We start from the raw sequence: 24058 nt of genomic DNA, 5'->3' as shown, positions 1-24058 counted from the left end.
GAGCCTGTCGTCCACTTGGGGATTACCTTTGGCGTGGCGACCCTACAATGCTTTCAGCAGACGCCGCTTCCCTTGAAATCGGCATTTGCTGTCAACGGGTACTGGCTATAAAATGTGCGCCCTTTTTAACTCCCCCTGGCAGAGGTTATGGAATTTCCCAAACGCTTCGACGTGATTGTGATCGGCGGTGGCCATGCCGGTACCGAGGCAGCCCTCGCGGCCGCACGCATGGGTGCCTCCACCCTGCTGCTGACCCACAACATCGAGACCCTGGGCCAGATGTCCTGTAACCCGGCAATCGGCGGTATCGGCAAGAGCCACCTGGTCAAGGAAGTGGACGCCCTGGGAGGCGCCATGGCGCACGCCACTGACCGCGCAGGCATCCAGTTCCGCGTGCTCAATGCCCGCAAGGGACCCGCAGTGCGCGCCACACGCGCCCAGGCCGACCGCGCCCTGTACCGGAGTGCAATCCGTGAAGTGCTGGAATCCCAGCCGCACCTGGAGATATTCCAGCAGGCCGCCGATGACCTGATCGTCGAGGGGGACCGGGTCGCTGGCGTGGTAACCAATGCCGGACTGCGGTTCCGGGCGCAGAATGTGGTCATCACCGCCGGCACCTTCCTGGGCGGCCGCATCCATATCGGTATGGACTCGCTCTCCGGCGGCCGTGCCGGTGACCCGCCCTCCATCGCCCTGGCTGAACGTTTGCGCGAGCTCCCTTTCCGGGTCGAGCGCCTCAAGACCGGGACCCCGCCGCGCATCGATGCACGCTCGGTGGATTTCTCGGTGATGGAGGAGCAGTGGGGAGATACCCCCACGCCAGTGATGTCCTACCTGGGCAGTCGCGCGCAACATCCCCGCCAGGCCTGCTGCTGGATTACCCACACCAACACCCGTACCCACGATGTCATCCGCGGCGGTCTCGACCGCTCACCGATGTTCTCCGGGGTGATTGAGGGCGTCGGGCCGCGCTACTGTCCGTCGATCGAGGACAAGGTGCACCGCTTTGCGGACAAGGACAGCCACCAGATCTTTGTCGAACCCGAGGGGCTGACCACCAACGAGCTCTACCCCAATGGCATCTCCACCAGCCTGCCATTCGATGTACAGCTGGAGCTGGTGCAGTCCATCCGCGGCTTCGAGCGGGCCCATATCACCCGCCCCGGCTATGCCATCGAGTACGATTTCTTCGATCCACGCGACCTGAAACCGTCCCTGGAGACCAAGTTTATCCAGGGCCTGTTCTTTGCCGGGCAGATCAACGGCACCACCGGCTACGAGGAAGCCGCCGCCCAGGGGCTTCTGGCCGGGGCCAATGCCGCCCTGCGTGCGGGCGACCGCGACGCCTGGTGCCCGCGCCGGGACGAGGCTTACCTGGGCGTACTGGTGGATGACCTGATCACCAGCGGCACCAAGGAGCCCTACCGCATGTTCACCAGCCGCGCCGAGTACCGGCTGATGCTGCGCGAGGACAACGCCGACCTGCGCCTGACCGAAACCGGCCGGGAGCTGGGACTGGTGGACGATGTGCGCTGGCAGGCCTTCAGCGACAAGCGCGAGGCCATCGAGCGGGAAACCCAGCGGCTGCGCGAGACCTGGATTCACCCGAAGACCCCCCAGGCTGCCGCCGTCGAATCGCGCCTGCCGCAGCCGCTGGCCCGTGAATACAGCCTGATCGAGCTGCTGCGTCGCCCGGAGCTCGGTTATGGCGAGGTGGCTCACCTCAAGGGCGAGCCTGTCGGGGACGAGCGTGTCGCCGAGCAGGTGGAAATCTCAGCCAAGTACGCCGGCTATATCGACCGCCAGCGGGAGGAGATCGAGCGCCTGCAGGCCTACGAGGACACGCCGCTGCCGGCGGATTTTGATTACGGTTCGGTGTCCGGCCTCTCCAGTGAGGTGAAGCAGAAGCTCGAGGAGACCCGGCCGGACACCCTGGCACGTGCGTCGCGCATTCCCGGCGTAACGCCGGCGGCGGTGTCACTGCTGCTGATCCAGTTGAAAAAGCGCGGGCTGCTGACCCGCAAAAAGGCCGGTTGACCGGCAGTGTGCCGCGACGGGCGACGCCCGCGCATGAGATTGTGCCCCTCGGGGTTAACAGGGGAGATCCGACCATTTCTCTGCAGATGGAAGAGTACCGCCCGCGCCTGACCGAGGCCGCTGCGTCCATGGGGCTCGAGCTCACATCGGCACAGCAGGACAAGCTGTTGCAGTACCTGGAGCTGTTCGCGCGCTGGAATTCGGCATACAACCTGTCCGCCGTGCGGGACCCGGCCCAGATGCTCGAGCGCCATGTCATCGACAGCCTGAGCGTGGTGAAGCTCTGTGGCGGGGCGGATGAGCCATTGATCGATGTGGGTAGTGGCGGTGGGCTGCCCGGCATCCCGCTGGCGATCATGTTCCCCGACCGGCCGATCACCCTGCTCGACAGCAACGGCAAGAAAACCCGCTTCCTGTTCCAGGTCGCCACCCAGTTGCCATTGCCCAATGTCACGGTAGTCAATGAGCGGGTCGAGGCCTATCGCCCCGCCCAGCGCTTTGCCGGAGTGGTTTCGCGGGCGTTTGCCTCCGTGTCCGACATGGCGGCCTGGTGTGAGCACTTGCTAACCGATGACGGCAGGTTTTACGCTATGAAGGGCAAGTGGCCGGAAGATGAGTTGAGCACACTTGCAAAAGGGATTAAGGTCGAGCAGGTGCACCCCCTGTCGGTACCGGGTTGCGATGCGGATCGCCACCTCATCGTCCTCCGCCGCGCTTGAAAGCGGCGGCCTGGCGACTATCCCGCGCTGAAAAGAACCAGTTTTAATAACAGATTTCCGAGACCTGCGCGCGCCCGGACAACGGGCCGCGACTGCTGACGCCGGCTGCTGCCGTGCGACCCGGGCGACTTCAGGGAGGGCGTCCCCGGGGAGAACAAAGGACAAGAACCTTGAGCAAGATATTCGCCGTAGCCAACCAGAAAGGCGGTGTGGGCAAGACCACCACCTGCGTCAACCTGGCCGCCTCCCTCGTCGCCAGCCGCCGCCGGGTCCTGCTGATCGACCTGGATCCCCAGGGCAATGCCACCATGGGCAGCGGTGTGGACAAGAGCCAGCTGGCTCTCTCCTCCTACGATGTGCTGGCCGGGGAAGCGGCAGCGCGTGACGCGGTAGTGTCCACCGAGAGCGGGTTCGCCCTGCTGCCCGCCAACGGTGACCTGTCGGCAGCGGAAGTTGAATTGCTGGATATGGACGGGCGCGAGTCGCGCCTGCGCCGGGCGCTGCGCCCGATCGCGGAAGATTACGACTACATCGTGGTGGACTGCCCGCCGTCGCTGAACATGCTCACGGTCAACGCCCTCTGTGCGGCCAACGGCGTGCTGATCCCGATGCAGTGCGAGTACTATGCACTCGAGGGCCTGTCGGCACTGATCGATACCATTACCCAGATCCAGCGTGCCGCCAACCCGGAGCTGAAGATCGAGGGCATCCTGCGCACCATGTACGACCCGCGCAACAGCCTCACCAGCGATGTTTCCGAGCAGCTTTCCGAATACTTCGGTGAGCGCCTCTACCGCACCTGTATCCCGCGCAATGTACGCCTGGCCGAAGCCCCCAGCTACGGCAAGCCGGCGCTGGACTACGACAAGCATTCCAAGGGCGCCATTGCCTACCTGGCGCTGGCTGGCGAGATGACCCGCCGCCACGCGTCCCACCAGAACCCGAGCCGCCCGGTGGCGGAAGCCGTTTAATCCAGAGGTAAGAAACATATGGCCACCAGGCGCAAGGGGCTGGGCAAGAACCTGTCCCATTTGATCAGTGGTGAGGCCAGCCAGGCCATCGCCATGGCGACCGGCAGCGACAGTAAGGACGCCGTCGACGGCGAGCTGCGCGAGCTGCCGATCGAATTCCTGCAGCGGGGGCGCTACCAGCCGCGCCGCGATTTCCCGCAGGAGTCCATGCAGGAACTGGCGGATTCCATCCGCGCCCAGGGCATCATGCAACCCATCGTTGTGCGGCCCGTGGGCGAGCAGTCCTTCGAGATCATCGCCGGTGAGCGGCGCTGGCGTGCTGCCCAGCTGGCCGAGCTGGACCGGGTCCCGGCGCTGGTGCGCGACGTGCCGGATGAAGCCGCCATCGCCATGGCGCTGATCGAGAATATCCAGCGGGAAGACCTCAACCCGGTGGAGGAAGCGCTGGCGCTGAAGCGCCTGCAGGACGAATTCGAGCTGACCCAGCAGCAGGTGGCCGAGGCGGTGGGCAAGTCCCGTACCGCGGTGACCAACCTGTTGCGACTGCTGAGCCTCACCGAGGATGTGCGTACCTTCCTCGAGCGCGGCGACCTGGAGCTGGGGCATGCCAAGGCCCTGCTGGGCCTGGCCGGCGAAGCCCAGCGCGCCGCTGCGCGCCAGGTGGTGGACAAGGGCCTGACGGTCCGCCAGACCGAGGCGCTGGTGCGCCGTATTGTGCAGCAGGCGCAGAACCCGGCGCCGGCCAAGCCGAAGCAGGACCCGAATATCCGCCGCCTCAGTGAGAGGTTGTCGGAGAAAGTCGGGGTGCCGGTCAATATCGATCACAACGACCGCGGTGTCGGCAAGCTGGTGCTGAAGTACAACAGCCTCGATGAGCTGGACGGTATCCTTGCCCACCTGGGGTACCGCGAGGAATAACCCGGTAGAATCGCGCGCCCCAAAATGGCGCACGGTACTTTCGGAGAGCCTGGTTAGTGAATACTCACCGCTCTGGCAATTTGCAACGAAAAAACACTGAAAATTAAATAACTTGGCCAGATTTTGCAGTTGAACCGGGAATGCGGTTACTCCTATAATTCGCTCGCCCAAATTTTGGGCGGAAAGCGCTAACCTGGTCGGCCAAGTCCCGCCTATGTACAGACCCCCGGTGTTGTTGGTCGCCGCGGTACAGCTGGTGCTGGTATCGCTGGCGGGAGCGGTATTGCATTTTTACGGCCGGCCGGTGACGGCGCTGTCGGTTTTTATCGGTGGTGCGCTGTGTGCGCTGCCCAATGCCTATTTTGGCTTCCGCGCTTTCCGCCATCGCGGCGCGCGGTCCGCCGACCGGGTGGTGGCATCTTTCTACCGCGCGGAGACGGGCAAGTTCATCCTGACCCTGACGGGGTTCGCGGCAGTGTTTGCCGTGGTAAGGCCGCTCGATGCGGCCGCGCTGTTTATCAGCTACGGCTGCTGCGTTGTCCTGCAGTGGCTGATGGTGGCGCGCATGGTCCGCTGACCGGCGCAGAAGACTAATTCTATTGATCGAGTGCTGAGGAACTATGGCAGGCGAAGCTCAAACCGCGACGGATTATATCCAACACCACCTGCAGAACATGGCCTACGGCAAGCTGCCGGCGGGTTACACCCGCGCTGACGGCACTGTTCTGAGTGAGAGCACCTGGACCATGGCCCACTCCTCCCGGGAAGCTGCGGACATGGGCTTCTGGGCAATTCACCTGGACAGCCTCGGCTGGGCCATCGGCCTGGGCCTGCTGTTCTGCTTCCTGTTTGCCCGCGCCGCCAAGAAGGCTACCGCCGGTGTGCCGAGTGGTTTCCAGAGCTTCGTCGAGCTGACCGTCGATTTCGTCGACAAGCTGGTGAAAGATACCTTCCAGCACCGCAACAGCATGGTGGCGCCGATGGCGCTGACGATTTTCGTCTGGGTCTTCCTGATGAACCTGATGGACCTGGTTCCGGTGGACTGGCTGCCCATGGCTGCGGCGACGGCCGCGGGCAATGATCACCTGTTCTTCAAGGTCGTACCCACCACCGACCTGAACGTCACCCTGGGTATGGCTCTGGCAGTATTTGCCCTGATGATCTTCTTCAGCATCCGCGAAAAAGGTGCCCTTGGCTTTATCAAGGAGCTGACCCTGCACCCGTTCCACTCCGGCAAGTGGTACGTGGACATTTTCCTGATTCCGTTCAACCTGCTGCTGGAACTGGTTTCCCTGATTGCGAAGCCGGTCTCTCTCGGCCTGCGTCTCTTCGGTAACCTGTACGCCGGCGAGATGATCTTTATCCTGATTGCCATCGTCTTCGGCGTCGGCGTACTGGGCTTTATCGGTGCAGCGTTCCTGCAGCTGGGCTGGGCTATCTTCCACATCCTGGTGATCACCCTGCAGGCCTTCGTGTTCATGGTCCTGACCACGGTTTACATGTCCATGGCCCATGACCGTGAGGATGAGCACACAACTGATCACTGATTGGATTGGGGCGCGGCCCCAGAGAACTTATTTCCACAACTCTTAAACTCTCAACTTTGATGGAGAATACAATGGAAGCACTTGGTCTGGTTTACATCGCGAGCGCACTGCTGATTGGTCTGGGCGCACTGGGTACTGCTATCGGTTTCGGCACCCTGGGCGGCAAGCTGCTGGAAGGTTCTGCGCGTCAGCCGGAACAGGCTCCGGCTCTGCAGGGCAAAATGTTCCTGATGGCAGGTCTGCTCGACGCCGTACCGATGATCGGTGTTGGTATCGCCATGTACCTGATCTTCGCTGTCGCTCCTGGTCTGGCTGGTTAATTCCATCGTTCCAATTGCCCTTAACCCCCCCGTTCTTTTTATAAAGAGCAAAGAGCAAGAGGTGTCGGTGTGAATATCAACCTGACTCTAATAGGCCAGTCGATTACATTCCTGGTCTTCGTATGGTTCTGCTGGAAGTATGTATGGCCCGCCCTGCTGGGTGTCATGCAGGAACGTGAGCAGAAGATCGCCACTGGTCTCGAAGAGGCCGAGCGTGCTGGTAAGGATCTGGAGCTGGCCCAGCGCAAGGCCGCTGATCAGCTGAAGGAAGCCAAAGCGCAGGCTGCGGATATCATCGATGGTGCCAACAAGCGCGCCAACCAGATTCTCGACGAGGCCAAGCAGGCCGCAGTCGAGGAAGGTGATCGGCTGAAAGCCGCGGCCAAGGCCGAGATCGAGCAGGAAGTGAACCGTGCCAAGGAGCAGCTGCGCAGCCGCGTTGCCGCCCTGTCCGTGGCCGGCGCTGAGAAGATCCTCTCGGTTAATATCGATGCCAAGGCGCACGATGATCTGATCGACAAACTGGCAGCCGAGCTGTAAGCGAGGAACCCCATGGCGGAACTCAGCACACTGGCCCGGCCCTACGCCAAAGCGGCGTTTGCCTACGCGCAGGAAGCCTCCGATCTCGGCGGCTGGAGTACTGCGCTGGCAACGGCGGCCGCGGTCAGCCAAAGCGAGAAAGTTGGTGAGATGCTGGAGAACCCGCAGCTCACCAGCGATGAACGCGCAGACAAATTCCTGTCCATCTGTTCAGATGACCTCAGTGAATCCGGCAAGAACTTTATCCGGCTGCTGGCGGAGAACCACCGCCTGCCGCTGTTGCCGGAAATCTACGAGCTGTTTGAAGAGCTCAAGGCACAGGCCGAAGCCTCCCTGGAGGTGGAAGTCGTCTCAGCGCGCCCGCTCAGCGAAGCGCAGGCGCAGCAACTGACCCAGGCACTCAGCAAGAAGTTCGAGCGCGAGGTGCACCTGCACGGCTCCGTCGACGAGAGTCTCCTGGGCGGCGCGATCATTCGCGCCGGCGATACGGTCATCGATGGCACAGTGCGCGGCCGGTTGGCCAAACTCGCCGAGGCGATGAACTCCTAAACAACTTTCCCGGATGTCATCTCTGGCATCTTGGGAACTTGAGGAACAGAGCATGCAGCAACTGAATCCCTCTGAGATCAGTGAAATTATCAAGAGCCGCATCGAGAGTCTCGATGTGGACACACAGGCCCGTACCGAGGGCACCATCGTTTCCGTGTCCGACGGTATTGTCCGTATCCACGGCCTTGCCGACGTAATGTTCGGTGAGATGATCGAGTTCGATGGCGGCATCTTCGGTATGGCGCTGAACCTGGAGCGCGACTCCGTCGGTGCCGTAATCCTGGGCGACTACAAATCCCTGGCCGAAGGCCAGAAGTGTCGTTGCACCGGCCGCATCCTGGAAACCCCGGTGGGTCCGGAGCTCCTGGGTCGCGTGGTTGACGCCCTGGGTAACCCGATCGACGGCAAGGGTCCGCTGAATACCAGCCTGACCGACGCCGTGGAGAAGGTAGCGCCCGGCGTTATCGACCGCCAGTCCGTAGACCAGCCGGTCCAGACCGGCCTGAAGGCGATCGACACCATGATCCCGATCGGCCGCGGCCAGCGGGAGCTGATCATTGGTGACCGCCAGATCGGTAAGTCTGCCGTTGCGATCGATACGATCATCAACCAGAAAGGCACCGGCATTAAGTGTATCTACGTTGCCGTGGGCCAGAAGCAGTCCTCTATTGCCAACGTGGTGCGCAAGCTGGAAGAGCATGGCGCCATGGACCACACCATCGTGGTCGCTGCCGGCGCGGCCGACCCGGCCTCCATGCAGTTCCTGGCTCCCTACGTGGGCTGCACCATGGGCGAGTACTTCCGCGACCGCGGTGAAGACGCCCTGATCATTTATGATGACCTCACCAAGCAGGCCTGGGCCTACCGCCAGATCTCCCTGCTGCTGAAGCGTCCCCCGGGCCGTGAAGCTTACCCCGGTGACGTTTTCTACCTGCACTCCCGCCTGCTGGAGCGCGCCGCGCGTGTAAACGCCGACTACGTGGAGAAGTTCACCAACGGCGAAGTGAAAGGCAAGACCGGCTCCCTGACCGCCCTGCCGATCATCGAGACTCAGGCCGGTGACGTTTCCGCGTTCGTACCGACCAACGTGATCTCCATTACCGACGGCCAGATCTTCCTCGAGACCGATCTGTTCAACGCCGGTATCCGCCCTGCCATCAACCCGGGTATCTCCGTATCCCGCGTTGGTGGTTCCGCGCAGACCAAGGTGATCAAGAAACTCTCCGGTGGTATCCGTACCGCGCTGGCCCAGTACCGTGAACTGGCGGCCTTCTCCCAGTTCGCTTCCGACCTGGACGAGGCCACCAAGGCGCAGCTGGACCACGGTGAGCGTGTTACCGAGCTGATGAAGCAGAAGCAGTACAGCCCGCTGTCCATCGCGGAAATGGCTGTGTCTGTTTACGCTGCCGACAAGGGTTACCTGAACGACGTTGAAGTCAACAAAGTGCTGGACTTCGAATCCGCCCTGCTCGCTTACATGAACAGCGAACATGCAGAGCTGATGGAGAAAGTGAACAGCACCGGCAAGTACGACGACGAGATTGACGCCGCCTTCAAGGCCGGCATCGAGAAGTTTGTCGCTACCGGTAGCTGGTAAGCACCCTGGAGGCCTGCAGGGGCCTGTCCGGTTTCGGGCGAGCTCCTGCGGTTCTGAGAAATCCAGCGAACAAGGTAAATCACTATGGCAGGCGGAAAAGAAGTACGCACAAAAATTGCCAGCATCAAGAGCACGCAGAAAATTACCTCCGCGATGGAAATGGTCGCGGCGAGTAAGATGCGCAAGGCTCAGGATCGCATGGCACTGGGGCGTCCCTACGCCCAGCGCATACGCGCAGTGATCGGCCACGTCGCCAACGCATCGGCCGAATACCAGCATATCTACCTGCAGGAGCGCGAAGCCAAGCGGGTCGGTTTTATCCTGGTATCCACTGACCGCGGTCTCTGTGGTGGCCTGAACATCAATATGTTCAAGGCGGCTATTCGCGATATGCAGGCCTGGTCCGAGCGCGGCGTCGATGTCGAGATCTGCGCTGTGGGCAACAAGGCGGCCAGCTTCTTCAACACCATTGGTGGCAAGGTGGTGGCGGCCCTGCGCGATGTGGGTGACAACCCGCAGGCGAACAAGCTGATCGGTTCGGTGAAGGTCATGATGGACCGTTTTGCGGAGGGCGAAATCGACCGCCTGTTCCTCGTGTCCAACGAGTTCGTCAACACCATGTCGCAGAAGCCGCGTGTGGAGCAGTTGCTGCCGCTGCCGAAAGAAGACAACGACCAGCTCAAGCACGACTGGGACTACCTGTACGAGCCGGAGCCGGTGGACCTGCTGGACGGGCTGCTGGCCCGCTACATCGAGTCTCAGGTGTACCAGGCCGTGGTAGAGAACAAGGCCTGCGAACAGGCGGCGCGCATGATTGCCATGAAGAGCGCCACCGACAACGCCGGCGAGCTGATCGATGCGCTGCAGCTTGTTTACAACAAGGCGCGCCAGGCAGCGATTACCCAGGAGCTGTCCGAGATCGTGGGCGGCGCCGCAGCGGTTTAAGCGGCTGAACGAATTTTGATTTGAGGATCCGGAAATGAGTAACGGGCAAATTGTGCAAGTTATCGGGGCGGTAATCGACGTGGAATTCCCGCGTGACTCCGTGCCGAAGGTATACGACGCACTGCTGGTTGAGGACAAGAACCTCACCATGGAAGTGCAGCAGCAGCTGGGTGACGGCGTGGTACGCGCCATTGCCATGGGTTCATCCGAGGGTATCTCCCGCGGCCTGGCAGTGAAGAACACCGGTGCGCCGGTTTCCGTGCCGGTGGGCACAGACACCCTGGGCCGTATCATGGACGTGCTGGGCAACCCGATCGATGAGTGTGGCCCCATCGGTGGCGAGGGCGCTGAAGTAGAGCGCGCTTCCATCCACCGCGCTGCCCCCACCTACGAAGAGCAGTCCAGCTCCACCGAGCTGCTGGAAACCGGCATCAAGGTAATCGACCTGGTATGCCCCTTCGCCAAGGGCGGTAAGGTTGGCCTGTTCGGCGGCGCCGGCGTGGGCAAGACCGTAAACATGATGGAGCTCATCAACAACATCGCCACCGAGCACAGCGGCCTGTCCGTATTCGCCGGTGTGGGTGAGCGTACCCGTGAAGGTAACGACTTCTACTACGAGATGCAGGAAGCCGGCGTTGTAAACGTCGAGAACTTCTCCGAGTCCAAGGTAGCGATGGTTTACGGCCAGATGAATGAGCCGCCCGGGAACCGCCTGCGTGTGGCCCTGACCGGCCTGACCATGGCCGAGAAGTTCCGTGACGAAGGTCGCGACGTACTGCTGTTCGTCGACAACATCTACCGTTACACCCTGGCCGGTACCGAAGTATCCGCCCTGCTCGGCCGTATGCCGTCCGCGGTAGGTTACCAGCCGACCCTGGCGGAAGAGATGGGCGTCCTGCAGGAGCGCATTACCTCCACCAAGACCGGTTCCATTACCTCCATCCAGGCGGTATACGTACCGGCGGACGACCTTACCGACCCGTCCCCGGCCACCACCTTCGCCCACCTGGACTCCACCGTGGTACTGAGCCGCGACATCGCTGCCAAGGGTATCTACCCGGCCGTGGATCCGCTGGACTCCACCTCCCGCCAGCTGGACCCGCTGGTAATCGGCCAGGAGCACTATGAAGTGGCCCGCGGCGTGCAGTCCGTACTGCAGCGTTACAAGGAGCTGAAGGACATCATCGCCATCCTGGGTATGGACGAGCTGTCCGAGGAAGACAAGCAGATCGTGGCCCGTGCCCGTAAGATCGAGCGCTTCCTGTCCCAGCCGTTCCACGTGGCCGAGGTATTTACCGGTGCACCGGGCAAATACGTGTCCCTGAAGGAAACCATCCGTGGCTTCCAGGGCATCCTCGACGGCGAGTACGACAACCTGCCGGAACAGGCCTTCTACATGGTCGGCACCATCGACGAAGCGGTCGAGAAAGCCAACAAGGCCAAGTAAGCGCGGAACTCCCCGCCGCCCTGCCCGTCCGGGCACGGTGGCGGGAATTCGCAAGGCAAACTGCAGAGAATGAGGTAGCCTTATGGCTATGACTGTACATTGCGATATCGTGAGCGCTGAGGAATCCCTGTTCTCCGGACTGGTGGAGATGGTTATCGTCACCGGTGTCGAGGGTGAACTGGGTATCTCCTATGGCCATGCCCAGCTGCTGACAGCGCTCAAGCCGGGCCCGGTACGTATCATCAAGCAGGGTGGTGAAGAGGAAGTGCTGTATGTGAGCGGCGGTTACGCCGAGGTACAGCCCAACATGGTCACCATCCTGGCCGATGTCGCCGAGCGCGAGATCGACGAAGAAGCTGCGCAGAAGGCCCGCGAAGAAGCGGCCCACGCCCTGCACCAGGCTCCTTCCGAGGTCGACTACGCCCGCATTTCCGCCCAGCTGGCCGAGGCCGAGGCGCGCCTGCGCACCATGCAGGCCATCCGCAAGGCCGCCGGCAAGTAAGCAGCCCCTCCTACTCCCGGTAGGAACCTGTTTGCAGGCGATTAAAAAAGCAGCTTCGGCTGCTTTTTTTATGCCCGCTTGCCCGCCGTGTCGCGATCCATACCGGCCCGGGTATGAATCGCGGGAAAATCACCGAATGTTCCATCAGGTGTGAATAGGATCAGCTAAAAGTTCCAGGAGATTCCCATGGCATCCTCATCGAAGCCTTGTATCGGTATTGCCCTTGGCAGTGGCGCTGCGAAAGGCTTTGCCCACATCGGCGTGCTGAGTGCGCTGGATGAAATGGGCATTCGCCCCCAGGTGATCGCGGGCTCTTCCATGGGGGCATTCGTTGGTTCCGCCTATGCTGCCGGCTGCCTGGATAAACTCGAAGAATGGGTGAACATGCTGGATAACTGGCGGGTGTTCTCCCTGCTGGATATCAACTGGACATTCAGTGGCGGACTGATTGGCGGCAAGAAACCGTTCCAGGCCTTTTTTGAAGGCTTTGCCTACGAGAATATCGAGGAGTTGCCTGTCCCATTTACCGCGGTGGCAACTGACCTGAACAGCGGCCAGGAAATCTGGCTGCAGGAAGGCAACCTCAGCGACGCGGTGAGTGCCTCCTGCTCCATTCCCGGGTTGCTGTCCCCGAAGCAGGTTGCGGGGCGTTGGCTTGTAGATGGGGCGGTCGTAAACCCTGTGCCGATTGATGTCTGTCGCGCGATGGGCGCTACCTGCGTAATTGCGGTCGATGTTACCGAGGACGGGGTCTCAATGTGGGAACATCGGCAGGGGGAAGTGGAAACCCTGGCCAGCGATGGCGACAACAGTGAAGCACCCGAGACGCCTGCCCCCCTGCAGCGCGTGAATAAGGAAGTTTCCGCGGGGGTGTCCCTGGAGAAGCTACTGACGCAGGGCCGGCAACAGCTGGCGCAGATAGGAGACCGATTCACCAGGACCACGCCGTATGCTCCCGGAATGCTGGAAACCATGTCGACCTCCATGGAGATTCTTGAGCGACGTCACAAGCGCTCCCGGCTCGCAGGCTCCCCCCCGGACATCATGATCATCCCCAAGGTCGGTGGCATTGGAGGCATGGAATTTTCCCGGGCCGCCGAGGCGGTGGCGGCAGGCAGGGCCGAGGTCGAACGGGTAAAAACCTGGATTGAGGACGTGGTGCCGGCAAACCTGGAGCCGTAGTGCCCAAACCGGGAAATCCCGTCGTTCGGGGAATCGGGGCGTGGTAACGGTAATCTGGTGACATCACTATCGGAGCCAACACCTGGTTCAGATTGCAGGCTCCGTCAGTCGCTGCTGTTTGCGGATAAACTCCCGCGCCTCGCCAGCCTCTTTTTCCCTGCCGTCGTATTCACCGGCCTGCTCGAGCAGCAGGCAGTAGAATTTTTCCGCTACTGTAAGCAGCACCTTTCCATATCACAGGACTTGCCCGCGTGCGTTGCTGCGACAGGACGCAGTGCGTTTGCGACGGGTCCAGTCCCCACAGCGACCAGACGAATTGACCCATGACTCACCATCCGTCACTTTGTGTGTACGGCGGATACCTGCAGATATACCCGTCGGTATATCGATCACGTGATGCCAGCACAAGAAAAATGAACAAAAATCGCATCACTGCTGGTGTGGACTCGGGAGAGTAAGTAGTCATGAGTGCAACTGGAATTTGCCGTCCCGGACGGGCGTTATCCATGGAGAGCACCACTGAGATTCTTGACGATTCCAGCTGGTTACCGGTTGACTACGATGCAGAGACAGATGAATTCCATTTCGCACAGGTGTCGATAGATCATATCGAGACAATGCCCTTCCATGATGGCCGGCACCCGCTGGCTGCCACCAATGACCTGGTTGCAATAACGGCAGAGAGGCTGCGCGGATGGCGTAGCGACCCCGCGCCCGGGGAAGTGACCGGCACCTTGATTATCCATTCTGGTTTCTGTGGTTCCACCCTGTTGAGCCGCGTACTGTCAGTTCCGGGCAAATCCTTTGTACTGCGGGAGCCGCGGGCAATTACCCGGTTATCCAACGCCTGCTTGCCGGGACTGGTTGATCCGGCCCACCTTAGCGAGACACAGAAGTTATTTGATCGCACTGTGGCGCGACTGTGCTTCTCAATGGCGCCTTATGCCAGGCCTGCGATCAAGCTGTCCAACTGGGACAATATCCTGCTGGCGACCGGCGGTGCAGAAAACGGAAATTACCGGATACTGTCGATGACCTGTGATCTCCGCGCCTATATCGTTGCAATATTCCGTGGCGGCAAGCCCAGGATCAGGCAAACCCTCGAACTACTTGAAAGGCTTCGCCAGGTGGGTTCAGTTCCCGCCAGTCTAGTGAGCGAGGCACAATCTTATCCCGGTTCCATGACCAGCATCTGTTGCCTGCTTGCCTGTGCCTATGCAGCCCAGGCCACCGCCATGTCGTCCGTGGCGGGCGGAACGGGGGCGACCGAGACCGCACCGTTAACGCTGGAATCATTGCGCGCGGATCCCGTCGAAAGCCTGTCCCGGGCCAACCGGCAACTGGAACTCGGGTTATCGACGCTGGAGCTGGCCCAGGCATGGGAAAGCATCGCCCCCAAACACGCCAAGGATCCGCAGGGCCAGGAATTTTCCCTGGACAGGGAAATACAGTTCGCCCGTGAGCTCGTGAATGAATGGGGTGATGCCATCGAGGCGGCGGTAATGTGGGCACAGCAGCGCGGAATCCCCGCCTCCCCTTCAGTAACCGCTGGATCCTGAATACCGACTTTATCCCGGAGCGGTACATCTGTACCTGCTGGGCGTTTGTGAATTATTTGTGATTTCCCGGCGCTGTCGCGCGTATCACTCGTCTGGACTGCAGCAACCGGAATAGACTCTCCAGTGTTTTCCACAGAGGACTTAGCCAAATGACTGATCAACTGGTTTTCTATACCAACCCCCAGTCTCGCGGACGCATTGTCCGCTGGATGCTCGAGGAAATCGGCCAGCCGTATAAGGTGGAGGTGGTCGAGTACGGCGCAGGGATGAAATCCGCGACGTTCCATGCCATCAACCCGATGGGCAAAGTACCCGTTGTTGTTCACAATGGCCAGGTGGTGACTGAGACCGCTGCCATCTGTGCATATCTGGCAGAGGCATATCCGGAAGCAGGTCTCGCACCTACCCGGGAGGAACGGGCCGCTTACTATCGCTGGCTGTTCTTTACCGCGGGGCCCATTGAGGCGGCTCTGACCAACCGGAGCATTTTTGGTGGTGATCCCGCACCCGAAAAGCAGCGCATGGCTGGCTACGGCAATTATGGGCTGGCACTGGATGCCCTCTCCCGTGGGGTAACGGACAACCCCTATATCGCCGGCAAGCGATTCACCGCTGCGGATGTGTATGTCGGTGCCCAGGTTGGCTGGGGACTACAGTTCGGGACTATCGAAAAACGACAGGAATTTATCGATTATTTTGCCCGGGTGAGTGACCGCAAGGCTTTCCGCCGGGCTACCGAACTGGATGAGGCCCTGGCGGCGGAAACCAGCGACGCCTGAGGGGCACTGCTTAACCACACCGCGTTATGGCTTTTTCCGGCAGCGGCACCTTGCAACGCGGGGACTGGCCTGCCTTTAGTGTGGCGGCGTAAACCTCGACCATTTTCCCGGCCTTTTTCGACCAGTCAAACTGGCGCGTCACCTTGGCGCGCCCCGCTGCCCCCATGGCTTCAGCCCCGGCGGGGTCGGCAATGATTGCGCGCATCGCCTCTGCCAGCCGCACGATAAAATCCCGGCGGCCATTACCGGGATCGACAAGCATGCCGCATGCGGCGTCCAGGTAGTCCGCCGGCCCCCCCCAATTGGTGGCTATCACCGGCCGACCCATAGCCATGGCTTCCAGTACCACAGCACCGCCGCATTCATACATGCTGGGTAACACCAGGCAATCACATTGGGCCAGCTGTGCCGGGCAGTCCCGCTGCGGGACAAAGCCACGAAAGCGTACCTGCTGGCTGAGGCCGAGAGAATTGGAAAGACGCTCAAGTGCAGGCCTTTCTGGACCGTCACCGATGATCTCCAGTTCCGGAGCAAGACCAGCTGAATTCAGGCGGGCCATGGCCTCGAGCAACATGTCGACACATTTCCAGTCCACCAACCGACCCAGGAATACGAAACGGCAGGAATCGGAGGCTTGCCTCTTTCGCGCCGGCCTTGCCTGGAAGAGTGAGAGGTCTACCCCATTCTCCACCAGCTCCACGATCTTCATTCCTGTCGTCACAGGAAGCGCCTTTCTCGTCCGGGCATTCGCGACGACCACTGTGGTGGCCCGAGGCTTGCCCGGTATGAATCGGTTGGCCAGGTATGACAATGTGCGTCCCGCATCCATAAATGCCTTTTCCAGCCAGGCCTGCTGGTGGACAAAGCCATCGGGAAAGGTCATGCCACCGTTGAGCGGACCAAATACCACAGGCCGTCCCAGGTTGTGGATACTGGATGGGAGTCTGGGTGAAACCCGGATCGGGACATGTACCAGGTCTATACGCTCCTTGCGGATGAGCTGAAGGGCAATCCGCTTCTGTGCCCTTTCGGTCAGGAGGTCGACAGCGAAGACGGTGGTGAAGCTGGCGATTCGCTGGGGTAGCAGGCGCCCGCAACGATAGAGCAACCGGTGTAGCCATGAATCCTTCACAAAGTGGATCTGGTCCTGGCGCCCGGGGAACAGCCCTTCCAGTTCACGCCGGGCCCGTTCATGCACAATCATGGCAACTTCTATCCCGGCAGCGGGCAAATGGCGGAAATATTGCACAGGGAGCATTGCCTCACCACCAAAGGCCTCGGAAGCTTGCGGGGTAATCAGGAGAACCTTTTTCACAGTGCTTTTCATGGCTTGTCGGAATGTCAGCGGCAAAACAGTGCCGGTAACCCAATTGCAGGGCTACGCAGGTTTGAACCCGGGTTTATCGGTTAACCGGAAACAGGCAGGGGATTGGGATGTGGTCCATCCACTTTGGTGACGGTCCTCACCTGAAAACTGAATATGCGTCCCTGCATATGCGTGATCATAAACCAGGAAAACTGAGAACACACCCACCGTGCATCGACGGTAAGCCCTCCCTGCTTATTGGGCCAGATGGTCACACCAGTGTTCAATTTTGCCATAGTCGCCAAGGCTGAAATGGTGGTTCCGGAAACTTGCGTCAGCTCGAGTCGAAATATCCCGTGCCTTCCGCCTGGTGGTGCCGGCCAGCGGCTTTGCGCAGGCCCATAATCCCGGATGGTCTAAGCTAAAAGCCTGCACAAGTGCGCCACACTTCGTGGTAGCTGCTGGAAACCAGGGCCGGTGCATGGCAACCAACGGTGATTCTGACAAACCCAAAAGCGACCGCGAAATACTGCAGGAGCAGATGGCCGCCAGCCTGCATGAGTACCGTCGCAATTCCTCCTCGCTGTTTATGTCCGCAACCGCTGCGGGCCTGGAAATTGGCTTCAGTTTCTTCCTTATGGCAGTGCTCTACACCCTGTTCAATGAAGACCTGGGGAAGAGCCAGCTGCACCTGTTGCTGGCCGCCAGCTATCCCATCGGTTTCGTAATGGTAATTATCGGCCGGACCGACCTGTTCACCGAGCACACTACCCTGGCGATACTTCCGGTCCTCGATCGTCGCAGAAGTGTCTGGGCTCTGGGCCGTGTCTGGGGGGTGATCTACAGCGGAAACCTGCTTGGTGCCCTGATGTTCGGCCTGCTGCTGGCCCAGTATGAGGAAGTGAGCCCCTATATTGATCCGCAGGCACTTTCACACTATGGCGTAAAAAGCCTTGAGCAGTCCGGCTCCGGGATATTCCTGGGGGCCGTGCTGGCAGGCTGGCTGATGGGCCTGTTGGGCTGGGTCGCCACTTCATCGCAGGATACGATCGGCCGTGTGGTGCTGATTATCCTGATCACCTTTGTGATCGGGGTTGGCGGCCTGGCCCACTGTGTGGCGGGATCCGTCGCCATGTTCAGCGGTTGGCTGGGCAATGCCGGTGCGATCGATACCAGCGAAATGCTGGGTTATATCGCCTGGGCCACCATTGGTAATACCGTCGGTGGCAGCGTATTCGTGGGGATGCTGAAGTATGGCTATGTCAGCAGCGACAAGGCAGCACAAGAAGAAAAGTCTGAAAAGCCCTGGCCCCGGCGATCTCAGAGGTAATCGGCGTCGGAGGTAAACACCACGTCGAATTCCTGTTCTTCTACCAGGTCAGCCATTCGCTCCACCAGAACCTCCCGCCAGGTATCGGCTTGGGAGATCGGGCACTGCTCCTGGTTTTCCTCCACCAGGATACGGGCGTGGAGGTAAATGCTGCGCCCGGCCTTGTTGATACTGAGAGACCAGTCCCGGGCCGGGATATCCCGGATGGCCCGGGTAAAGGCGCGGTGTATATCCAGTTGCAGCTCCGCCGACGGGGCCGCCAACAGCACTTCCATCAGGTTCCGGTACAGGATGCGGGCCGGAATCGGCAGCATCACCACCACCATTGCGATCACCAGCCAGGAATCCACATAGGGTAACCACGGACCCAGCCGCGCGCCCCAGATCCATACCACCGAAAATGCCACCAGCACAACACCGCTGAGGAAGCAGTCAATCAACCAGCTGAAGGCGTCCACCTGGATCAGGGTGGAGCCGGAGATCCGCCCAATCCGGCGAAGCACTATGTAGATTACCAGGCAACCGAGCATTGCCACCGCCGCATAAAGCACCGCCGGACCGCTTTCCACAGCGCGGCCGCCCCGGTACAGCGCAAACACCGCGGATGACAGGGCCATCAGCATGACGCCCAGGTTCACCAGGCTTTGCAGGACATTGAATGCGGGTTCGAAACTGGCATAGCCGAAGTGGAAACGCCGGTCCGGTGCGCGGTGCAGCAGCTGTGATACCCGCAGCATTACCAGCGACATGACAAAGTTCACCAGTGAAAAGACACCATCCAGGAAAATCGCAGCCGACCCGGAAAGGGAAGTAAAAAGGAACGCCAGTGCCGCCATCGCCAGGCAACCGAGTATGGATAGCCACAAGCCCTTCCGTTCCACGTCCCCTCTCCTGCCCGCGCGCTTTTGCACGTGTGCAATAGTCTAGGTGCCGCAAGATGGCCCTGCGCTTGTGATCGCTGGTGGAACTGGCCACAATTGCCGCCCTAGTCTTACCGTTGAGTCAGAAAGAGGTTCCATGGCCACTGATATCGTTATTCTCGCTGCGGGCAAAGGCACCCGGATGCGCTCTGACCTGCCCAAGGTCCTGCACCCGATCGGTGGCGTACCCATGCTGGGTCGGGTGATTGAAACCGCGCAGCAGCTGGGGGATGTGGAAATTACCGTGGTGGTGGGTCACGGCGCCGAGTTGGTGCGGGAGCAGTATGCCGGCAGCGGAGTGAAGTTCGTCGAGCAGGCGGAACAACTGGGCACCGGCCACGCAGTGGCCCAGGCGATTCCCAACTTCCGTGCCGGTGCCACCGTACTGGTCCTCTACGGTGACGTGCCGCTGGTCAAGGCGGGCACCCTGCAATCGCTGCTCTCCTCCTCCGACCGGGGGCCGGCGTTGCTGTCGGTGGAAATGGCGAACCCGGCCGGCTATGGCCGTATCGTGCGGGACGACAGCGGCCGGGTACAGGCCATCGTCGAGGAAAAGGATGCCGACGCCGATACCCTGGCGATCCGCGAGGTGAACACCGGTATCCTGGCGGCACCGGCGGACCTGCTGAAGCAGTGGCTGCCGGAGCTCTCCAGCGACAATGCCCAGGGTGAGTATTACCTCACCGACGTTATCGCGCGCTCTGTCAGCGAGAATATTGGGGTAACCGGCGTGCGCGCCAGCGACCCGTTGGAAGTCGCCGGCGTCAACAGCCGCGCCCAGCAGGCACAGATGGAGCGTGCCCTGCAGCACGGTCGCGCGCTGGCGCTGATGAATGCGGGGGTTACTTTACTGGACCCGGCCCGCTTTGACCTGCGGGGTAGGCTCGAGTGCGGCACGGATGTTTCGATCGATATCAATTGTGTCTTCGAAGGCGAGGTGGTCCTGGGCGATGGCGTGCAGGTGGGCCCCAACTGCCTGCTGAAAAACTGCCGGCTGGCTGCAGGCACAAGGGTCGAGGCGAATTCCATAATCGAGGATGCACAGGTCGGCGAAGCCTGCGCCATCGGCCCGTTTGCGCGCCTGCGCCCCGGTACCGAGCTGGCGGACGGGGCCAAGGTGGGCAATTTTGTCGAGACCAAGAAGGCCCACATCGGCCGCGGCAGCAAGGTCAATCACCTGTCCTATGTGGGCGATGCCCGGGTGGGCGAGCAGGTAAATATCGGCGCCGGCACCATTACCTGTAATTACGATGGCGTTAACAAGTCACTGACTGAAATCGGTGACGGCGCCTTTATCGGCTCCAATACCGCCCTTGTGGCTCCAGTCCGGGTGGGTGCGGGGGCAACCGTGGGCGCCGGTTCCACCATCACCCGGGAGGTGCCGGATGAGGACCTGGCGGTGGCCCGCGGCAAGCAGCGCAACGTCAGCGGCTGGCAGCGCCCCACCAGGAAATCCTGATTCCAACAGCGGGGGATGGCCGCAGCGGCTGAAAAACCGGCGGCTATCCCCTCCCCGCCTGCCGGCATCCACCGGCTGATCCATTACACTTGCGCATCGGGAATAAAGGGAATTACCCGATGCACAAACCCCGCTTGCACCTGATAGCCTCGTTCGATATTGCCCACCTGCAGTATCTCGACGAGGAGGGACGCGCGACCCAGGCACTGCCCGACTTCGCTACCCCGGATACGCTGCTCGCGCTTTACCGCCAGATGGCGCTGGCACGGCTGGTGGATGATCGTGCCGTGAAGCTGCAGCGCACCGGCCAGCTGGGCACCTACCCCTCCAGCCTGGGCCAGGAGGCCATCGGCGTCGGCACCGGCAGCGCCCTGCGCCAGGACGACATCTACTGCCCCTACTACCGGGAAACCGGCGCCCTGCTGGAGCGCGGCGTCACTATTGCCGAGATCCTGGCGATCTGGGGCGGCGATGAGCGCGGCCAGGATTTTGCCCATGCCCGGGAGGATTTCCCCCTGTGCGTGCCTATCGCCACGCAGCTACTGCACGCCGCCGGGGTGGCGTTCGCACTCGCCTACCAGCAGCGCGAGATGGGGGCAAAACCCAGGGTGGCGGTATCCAGCGCCGGTGACGGGGCCACCTCCAAGGGGGATTTCTACGAGGCAATCAACCTGGCCGGGGTATGGAAACTGCCGGTGGTGTTCGTGATCAACAACAACCAGTGGGCCATCTCGGTCTCCCGCCGGGCCCAGACGGCGGCCTGCACCATTGCCCAGAAGGCGGTGGCCGCCGGCATCAACTGCCTGCAGGTGGACGGCAACGACGTGATTGCCGTGCGCGCCGCGGTGGCCGATGCGATCGAGCGCGCGCGCAAGGGGGCTGGGCCGATGCTGATCGAGGCAGTAAGCTACCGCCTCAGCGACCACACCACCGCCGATGATGCATCGCGCTATTGCCCGGCGGAGGAGCTGGAGCAGGCGCGTGCTCGCGAACCACTGCAGCGGCTGCGGCGTTACCTGGAGCACGCGGGTCTCTGGGATGACGGGCGCGAGGAGGAGCTGCAGCGTGAACTGGCGGAAATCCTCGAGCGGGAACTGCGGGAATACCGGCAGCGGGAACCGGATGCTCCTACCGCCATGTTCGACCATCTATACGCCGGGTTGCCCGAGGCGCTGCTGGAGCAGTGCGCCGAGGTCGGGACCGCGCGGCCGGCGGGGGACGAAACCTGATGGCCGCCATCACCCTGGTTGAGGCGGTGACACTCGCCCTGGCCCACGAACTGCGCCAGGACAAGCGGGTGGTGGTGTTCGGCCAGGATGTGGGCGTCAACGGCGGTGTCTTCCGCGCCACCGACGGGCTGCAGGCCGAATTTGGCACTGACCGGGTACTGGATACACCGCTGGCAGAGAATATGATTGCCGGCATCGCCATCGGCATGGCGGCCCAGGGCTTGCGGCCGGTGGCGGAATTCCAGTTTATGGGCTTTATCTATCCCGGGTTCGACCAGGTACTCAACCATGCCGCCCGGTTGCGCAACCGCACCCGTGGCCGCCTGTCCTGCCCCATAGTCTATCGCGCCCCCTACGGCGGCGGGATTCACGCCCCGGAGCATCACTCCGAGAGTACCGAGGCACTCTTCGCCCATATTCCCGGACTCCGGGTGGTGGTGCCGTCTTCACCTGCACGCGCCTACGGCCTGCTGCTGGCCGCCATCCGCGACCCAGACCCGGTGGTATTTCTCGAGCCCAAACGGATCTATCGCGCCGCCCGCCAGGAAGTGCCGGATGATGGCGAGGCGTTGCCGCTGGATCATTGTTTCCGCCTGCGCGAGGGTTCCGATATCACCCTGGTGGCCTGGGGTGCCGCACTGAAGGAGACCCTCGCGGCGGCCGAGGCGCTCGCCAGTGAGGGTGTGGAGGCAGAGGTGATCGACCCGGCCACCCTCAAGCCCCTGGATATCCACACCATCATCGACTCACTGGAGAAAACCCGCCGTTGCGTTGTTATCCATGAGGCGGCACGGTTTGGAGGCCTGGGAGCGGAGATCATTGCCCAGGTCAATGAGTACGCCTTCGACCTGCTCGACGCGCCGGTATGCCGGGTTACCGGTTATGACACGGTGATGCCCTACTACCGGCTGGAGAACCACTACCTGCCTGACGTGGACCGAATCCTGGCCGGTGTTCGCCGCACCCTGGAGTACCCGGCATGAAGGTGTTCAAGCTGCCGGACCTGGGGGAGGGATTGCCGGATGCGGTGATCCGCGAATGGCATGTGGCCGAGGGGGACTCCATCGGCGCCCACGACAGCCTGGTTACGGTGGAAACGGCCAAGGCCCTGGTGGAGGTGCCCGCCCCCCGTGGCGGTATCGTGGAAAAGCTCTACGCCGCTGAAGGTGACACGGTCGAGGTAGGCGAGCCACTGGTGGGCTTTGCCGACAGCGGGGCCGAAACCGGGCGGGAAACCGGCGAAAAAACTGCGCCACCGGCGGAGGAAACAGCGGCGGCCGATGCCGGCACCGTGGTTGGCCGTATCCAGGGCGGCAGCGAGATGCTGGGCAGTGAACAGGCGCCGGGAGAGCGGGAGGCACGCCGGGCGACCCCGGGTGTGCGTGCCCTGGCGCGTCGGCTGGGGGTCGACCTGGAGCGGCACCAACCGCGGGAAGCACGGTTTACCGAGGCCGAAGTGCGCCGGCTGGCCGGGGATCGCGAGAAAGGGCCTGCCGCCACGGCGGCACAGCGGGAAACAGGCGAGCGCAAACAGGGCGTGGCTGGCCCGGCGGATTCCCCGGCGCGGCGGGCAATGGCACTGGCCATGAGCCGGTCCAGGGACCAGGTGGCACCGATGACCCTGTGCGACGAGGTGGATATCTCCAGCTGGTGGGGCGAACAGAACGCCACGGTACGACTGGTCCGCGCGATACAGCAGGCGTGTGTGGAAGAGCCGCACCTCAATGCGCTCTACGAGGACGGGCAGCTGCAGCCATCAGCGGCGATCAATATCGGCCTGGCGGTGGACTCTCCCCGCGGCCTGTTCGTGCCGGTGCTGCGGGACGTGGCGAGTTGCAGCGATGCTGACCTGCTGCAGCAGATAGGTGAGTACAAGGACCAGGCCCGCGAAACCGGTATCGCCCGCGAGGACCTGCAGGGGGGAACCATCCTGCTGTCGAACTTCGGTGCCCTGGGCGGGCGCTATGCCACCCCGGTAGTGATGCCACCCACTGTGGCGATTGTCGGGGCCGGCCGTACCTACGACGGGGTGGTCGCCGTGGGGGGCAAGCCCGCGGCCCGTCCGCTCCTGCCCCTGTCGGTCAGTGCCGATCACCGGGCAGTGACCGGCGGCGAGCTGGCGCGTTTTTTACAGGCCCTGGTGAACGCCCTGTCCAGCTAGCCTCGCAGGCTCTATTGCAGTCCCTGCTTCCAGCGATGTGA

Annotated in this window: 24 protein-coding genes; 21 read left to right on the top strand and 3 right to left on the bottom strand. The window is 61.8% G+C overall.

The features are described from left to right. The first annotated feature begins 147 nt into the window (after positions 1-147). From mnmG to rssA, 14 genes are all read left to right on the top strand, one after another. A complete protein-coding gene (gene mnmG, locus LVE68_RS10745) occupies positions 148-2037 on the top strand; it encodes a tRNA uridine-5-carboxymethylaminomethyl(34) synthesis enzyme MnmG (protein WP_232940340.1) in 1890 nt (629 codons plus the stop codon). Between the two features lie 86 nt (positions 2038-2123). Beyond that, positions 2124-2756 carry a 16S rRNA (guanine(527)-N(7))-methyltransferase RsmG gene (gene rsmG, locus LVE68_RS10740; protein WP_232940338.1) on the top strand — a complete coding sequence of 211 codons (633 nt, stop codon included), beginning with the start codon at positions 2124-2126 and terminating at the stop codon, positions 2754-2756. A gap of 170 nt (positions 2757-2926) precedes the next feature. After that, the gene (locus LVE68_RS10735) at positions 2927-3727 is read left to right on the top strand and encodes a ParA family protein (protein WP_232940336.1); all 801 of its coding nucleotides are present in this window, start codon (positions 2927-2929) and stop codon (positions 3725-3727) included. An 18-nt stretch (positions 3728-3745) separates the two neighbouring features. Beyond that, complete coding sequence (locus LVE68_RS10730; protein WP_232940334.1) at positions 3746-4645, top strand: ParB/RepB/Spo0J family partition protein; 900 nt, start codon at positions 3746-3748, stop codon at positions 4643-4645. A gap of 214 nt (positions 4646-4859) precedes the next feature. Continuing rightward, positions 4860-5222: an ATP synthase subunit I gene (locus LVE68_RS10725; RefSeq protein WP_232940332.1), complete on the top strand. Its 363-nt coding sequence runs from the start codon at positions 4860-4862 to the stop codon at positions 5220-5222. A gap of 43 nt (positions 5223-5265) precedes the next feature. Beyond that, a complete protein-coding gene (gene atpB, locus LVE68_RS10720; protein ID WP_232940330.1) occupies positions 5266-6192 on the top strand; it encodes a F0F1 ATP synthase subunit A in 927 nt (308 codons plus the stop codon). Positions 6193-6263: 71 nt separating this feature from the next. Continuing rightward, positions 6264-6512, top strand: coding sequence for a F0F1 ATP synthase subunit C (gene atpE, locus LVE68_RS10715; protein ID WP_067084854.1), 249 nt, complete (start codon positions 6264-6266; stop codon positions 6510-6512). Between the two features lie 69 nt (positions 6513-6581). Continuing rightward, positions 6582-7052 carry a F0F1 ATP synthase subunit B gene (locus tag LVE68_RS10710; protein ID WP_232940328.1) on the top strand — a complete coding sequence of 157 codons (471 nt, stop codon included), beginning with the start codon at positions 6582-6584 and terminating at the stop codon, positions 7050-7052. A gap of 12 nt (positions 7053-7064) precedes the next feature. Beyond that, positions 7065-7601 (top strand): F0F1 ATP synthase subunit delta, encoded by a 537-nt coding sequence (locus LVE68_RS10705; RefSeq protein ID WP_232940326.1) that lies wholly within the window; start codon positions 7065-7067, stop codon positions 7599-7601. Positions 7602-7653: 52 nt separating this feature from the next. Further along, a complete protein-coding gene (gene atpA, locus LVE68_RS10700) occupies positions 7654-9198 on the top strand; it encodes a F0F1 ATP synthase subunit alpha (protein ID WP_232940324.1) in 1545 nt (514 codons plus the stop codon). A gap of 84 nt (positions 9199-9282) precedes the next feature. Beyond that, positions 9283-10143 carry a F0F1 ATP synthase subunit gamma gene (gene atpG / locus LVE68_RS10695; protein WP_232940322.1) on the top strand — a complete coding sequence of 287 codons (861 nt, stop codon included), beginning with the start codon at positions 9283-9285 and terminating at the stop codon, positions 10141-10143. A 34-nt stretch (positions 10144-10177) separates the two neighbouring features. Continuing rightward, the gene (gene atpD / locus LVE68_RS10690) at positions 10178-11590 is read left to right on the top strand and encodes a F0F1 ATP synthase subunit beta (protein WP_232940320.1); all 1413 of its coding nucleotides are present in this window, start codon (positions 10178-10180) and stop codon (positions 11588-11590) included. Positions 11591-11672: 82 nt separating this feature from the next. Continuing rightward, complete coding sequence (locus LVE68_RS10685; protein ID WP_232940318.1) at positions 11673-12092, top strand: F0F1 ATP synthase subunit epsilon; 420 nt, start codon at positions 11673-11675, stop codon at positions 12090-12092. 186 nt (positions 12093-12278) lie between these two features. Next, a complete protein-coding gene (gene rssA / locus LVE68_RS10680) occupies positions 12279-13274 on the top strand; it encodes a patatin-like phospholipase RssA (RefSeq protein WP_232940316.1) in 996 nt (331 codons plus the stop codon). A gap of 87 nt (positions 13275-13361) precedes the next feature. On the opposite strand, the gene LVE68_RS10675 is transcribed toward rssA, so the two are convergent. Beyond that, positions 13362-13499 (bottom strand): hypothetical protein, encoded by a 138-nt coding sequence (locus LVE68_RS10675; RefSeq protein WP_232940314.1) that lies wholly within the window; start codon positions 13497-13499, stop codon positions 13362-13364. A gap of 281 nt (positions 13500-13780) precedes the next feature. Here LVE68_RS10675 and LVE68_RS10670 point away from each other — a divergent pair, with 281 nt between their 5' ends. Both LVE68_RS10670 and LVE68_RS10665 read left to right on the top strand, forming a co-directional pair. After that, a complete protein-coding gene (locus LVE68_RS10670) occupies positions 13781-14833 on the top strand; it encodes a hypothetical protein (RefSeq protein ID WP_232940312.1) in 1053 nt (350 codons plus the stop codon). Between the two features lie 149 nt (positions 14834-14982). Beyond that, positions 14983-15612 (top strand): glutathione S-transferase family protein, encoded by a 630-nt coding sequence (locus tag LVE68_RS10665; protein WP_232940310.1) that lies wholly within the window; start codon positions 14983-14985, stop codon positions 15610-15612. 10 nt (positions 15613-15622) lie between these two features. On the opposite strand, the gene LVE68_RS10660 is transcribed toward LVE68_RS10665, so the two are convergent. Then, positions 15623-16927 (bottom strand): glycosyltransferase family 4 protein, encoded by a 1305-nt coding sequence (locus tag LVE68_RS10660; protein WP_232940308.1) that lies wholly within the window; start codon positions 16925-16927, stop codon positions 15623-15625. Positions 16928-17399: 472 nt separating this feature from the next. On the opposite strand from LVE68_RS10660, the gene LVE68_RS10655 reads away from it, so the two are divergent. Then, positions 17400-18248, top strand: coding sequence for a formate/nitrite transporter family protein (locus tag LVE68_RS10655; RefSeq protein ID WP_232940306.1), 849 nt, complete (start codon positions 17400-17402; stop codon positions 18246-18248). On the opposite strand, the gene LVE68_RS10650 is transcribed toward LVE68_RS10655, so the two are convergent. After that, complete coding sequence (locus LVE68_RS10650) at positions 18239-19129, bottom strand: cation diffusion facilitator family transporter (RefSeq protein WP_232940304.1); 891 nt, start codon at positions 19127-19129, stop codon at positions 18239-18241. The genes LVE68_RS10655 and LVE68_RS10650 overlap by 10 nt on opposite strands. A gap of 136 nt (positions 19130-19265) precedes the next feature. Here LVE68_RS10650 and glmU point away from each other — a divergent pair, with 136 nt between their 5' ends. The 4 genes from glmU (at position 19266) to LVE68_RS10630 (ending at position 24017) form a co-directional block, all read left to right on the top strand. Further along, positions 19266-20627, top strand: coding sequence for a bifunctional UDP-N-acetylglucosamine diphosphorylase/glucosamine-1-phosphate N-acetyltransferase GlmU (gene glmU, locus LVE68_RS10645; protein ID WP_232940302.1), 1362 nt, complete (start codon positions 19266-19268; stop codon positions 20625-20627). A gap of 119 nt (positions 20628-20746) precedes the next feature. Further along, positions 20747-21856, top strand: coding sequence for a pyruvate dehydrogenase (acetyl-transferring) E1 component subunit alpha (gene pdhA / locus LVE68_RS10640; protein WP_232940300.1), 1110 nt, complete (start codon positions 20747-20749; stop codon positions 21854-21856). Next, positions 21856-22839, top strand: a complete 984-nt coding sequence (locus LVE68_RS10635; RefSeq protein ID WP_232940298.1) for an alpha-ketoacid dehydrogenase subunit beta — start codon at positions 21856-21858, stop codon at positions 22837-22839. Before pdhA ends, LVE68_RS10635 begins: the two co-directional genes overlap by 1 nt. After that, positions 22836-24017, top strand: a complete 1182-nt coding sequence (locus tag LVE68_RS10630) for a dihydrolipoamide acetyltransferase family protein (RefSeq protein ID WP_232940296.1) — start codon at positions 22836-22838, stop codon at positions 24015-24017. Before LVE68_RS10635 ends, LVE68_RS10630 begins: the two co-directional genes overlap by 4 nt. The last annotated feature ends 41 nt before the right edge of the window (positions 24018-24058 follow it).

The organism is Microbulbifer sp. YPW16 (assembly GCF_021290385.1).
Classification (GTDB): Bacteria; Pseudomonadota; Gammaproteobacteria; order Pseudomonadales; family Cellvibrionaceae; genus Microbulbifer; species Microbulbifer zhoushanensis.
This window is presented reverse-complemented; position numbering and strand designations above follow the sequence as displayed.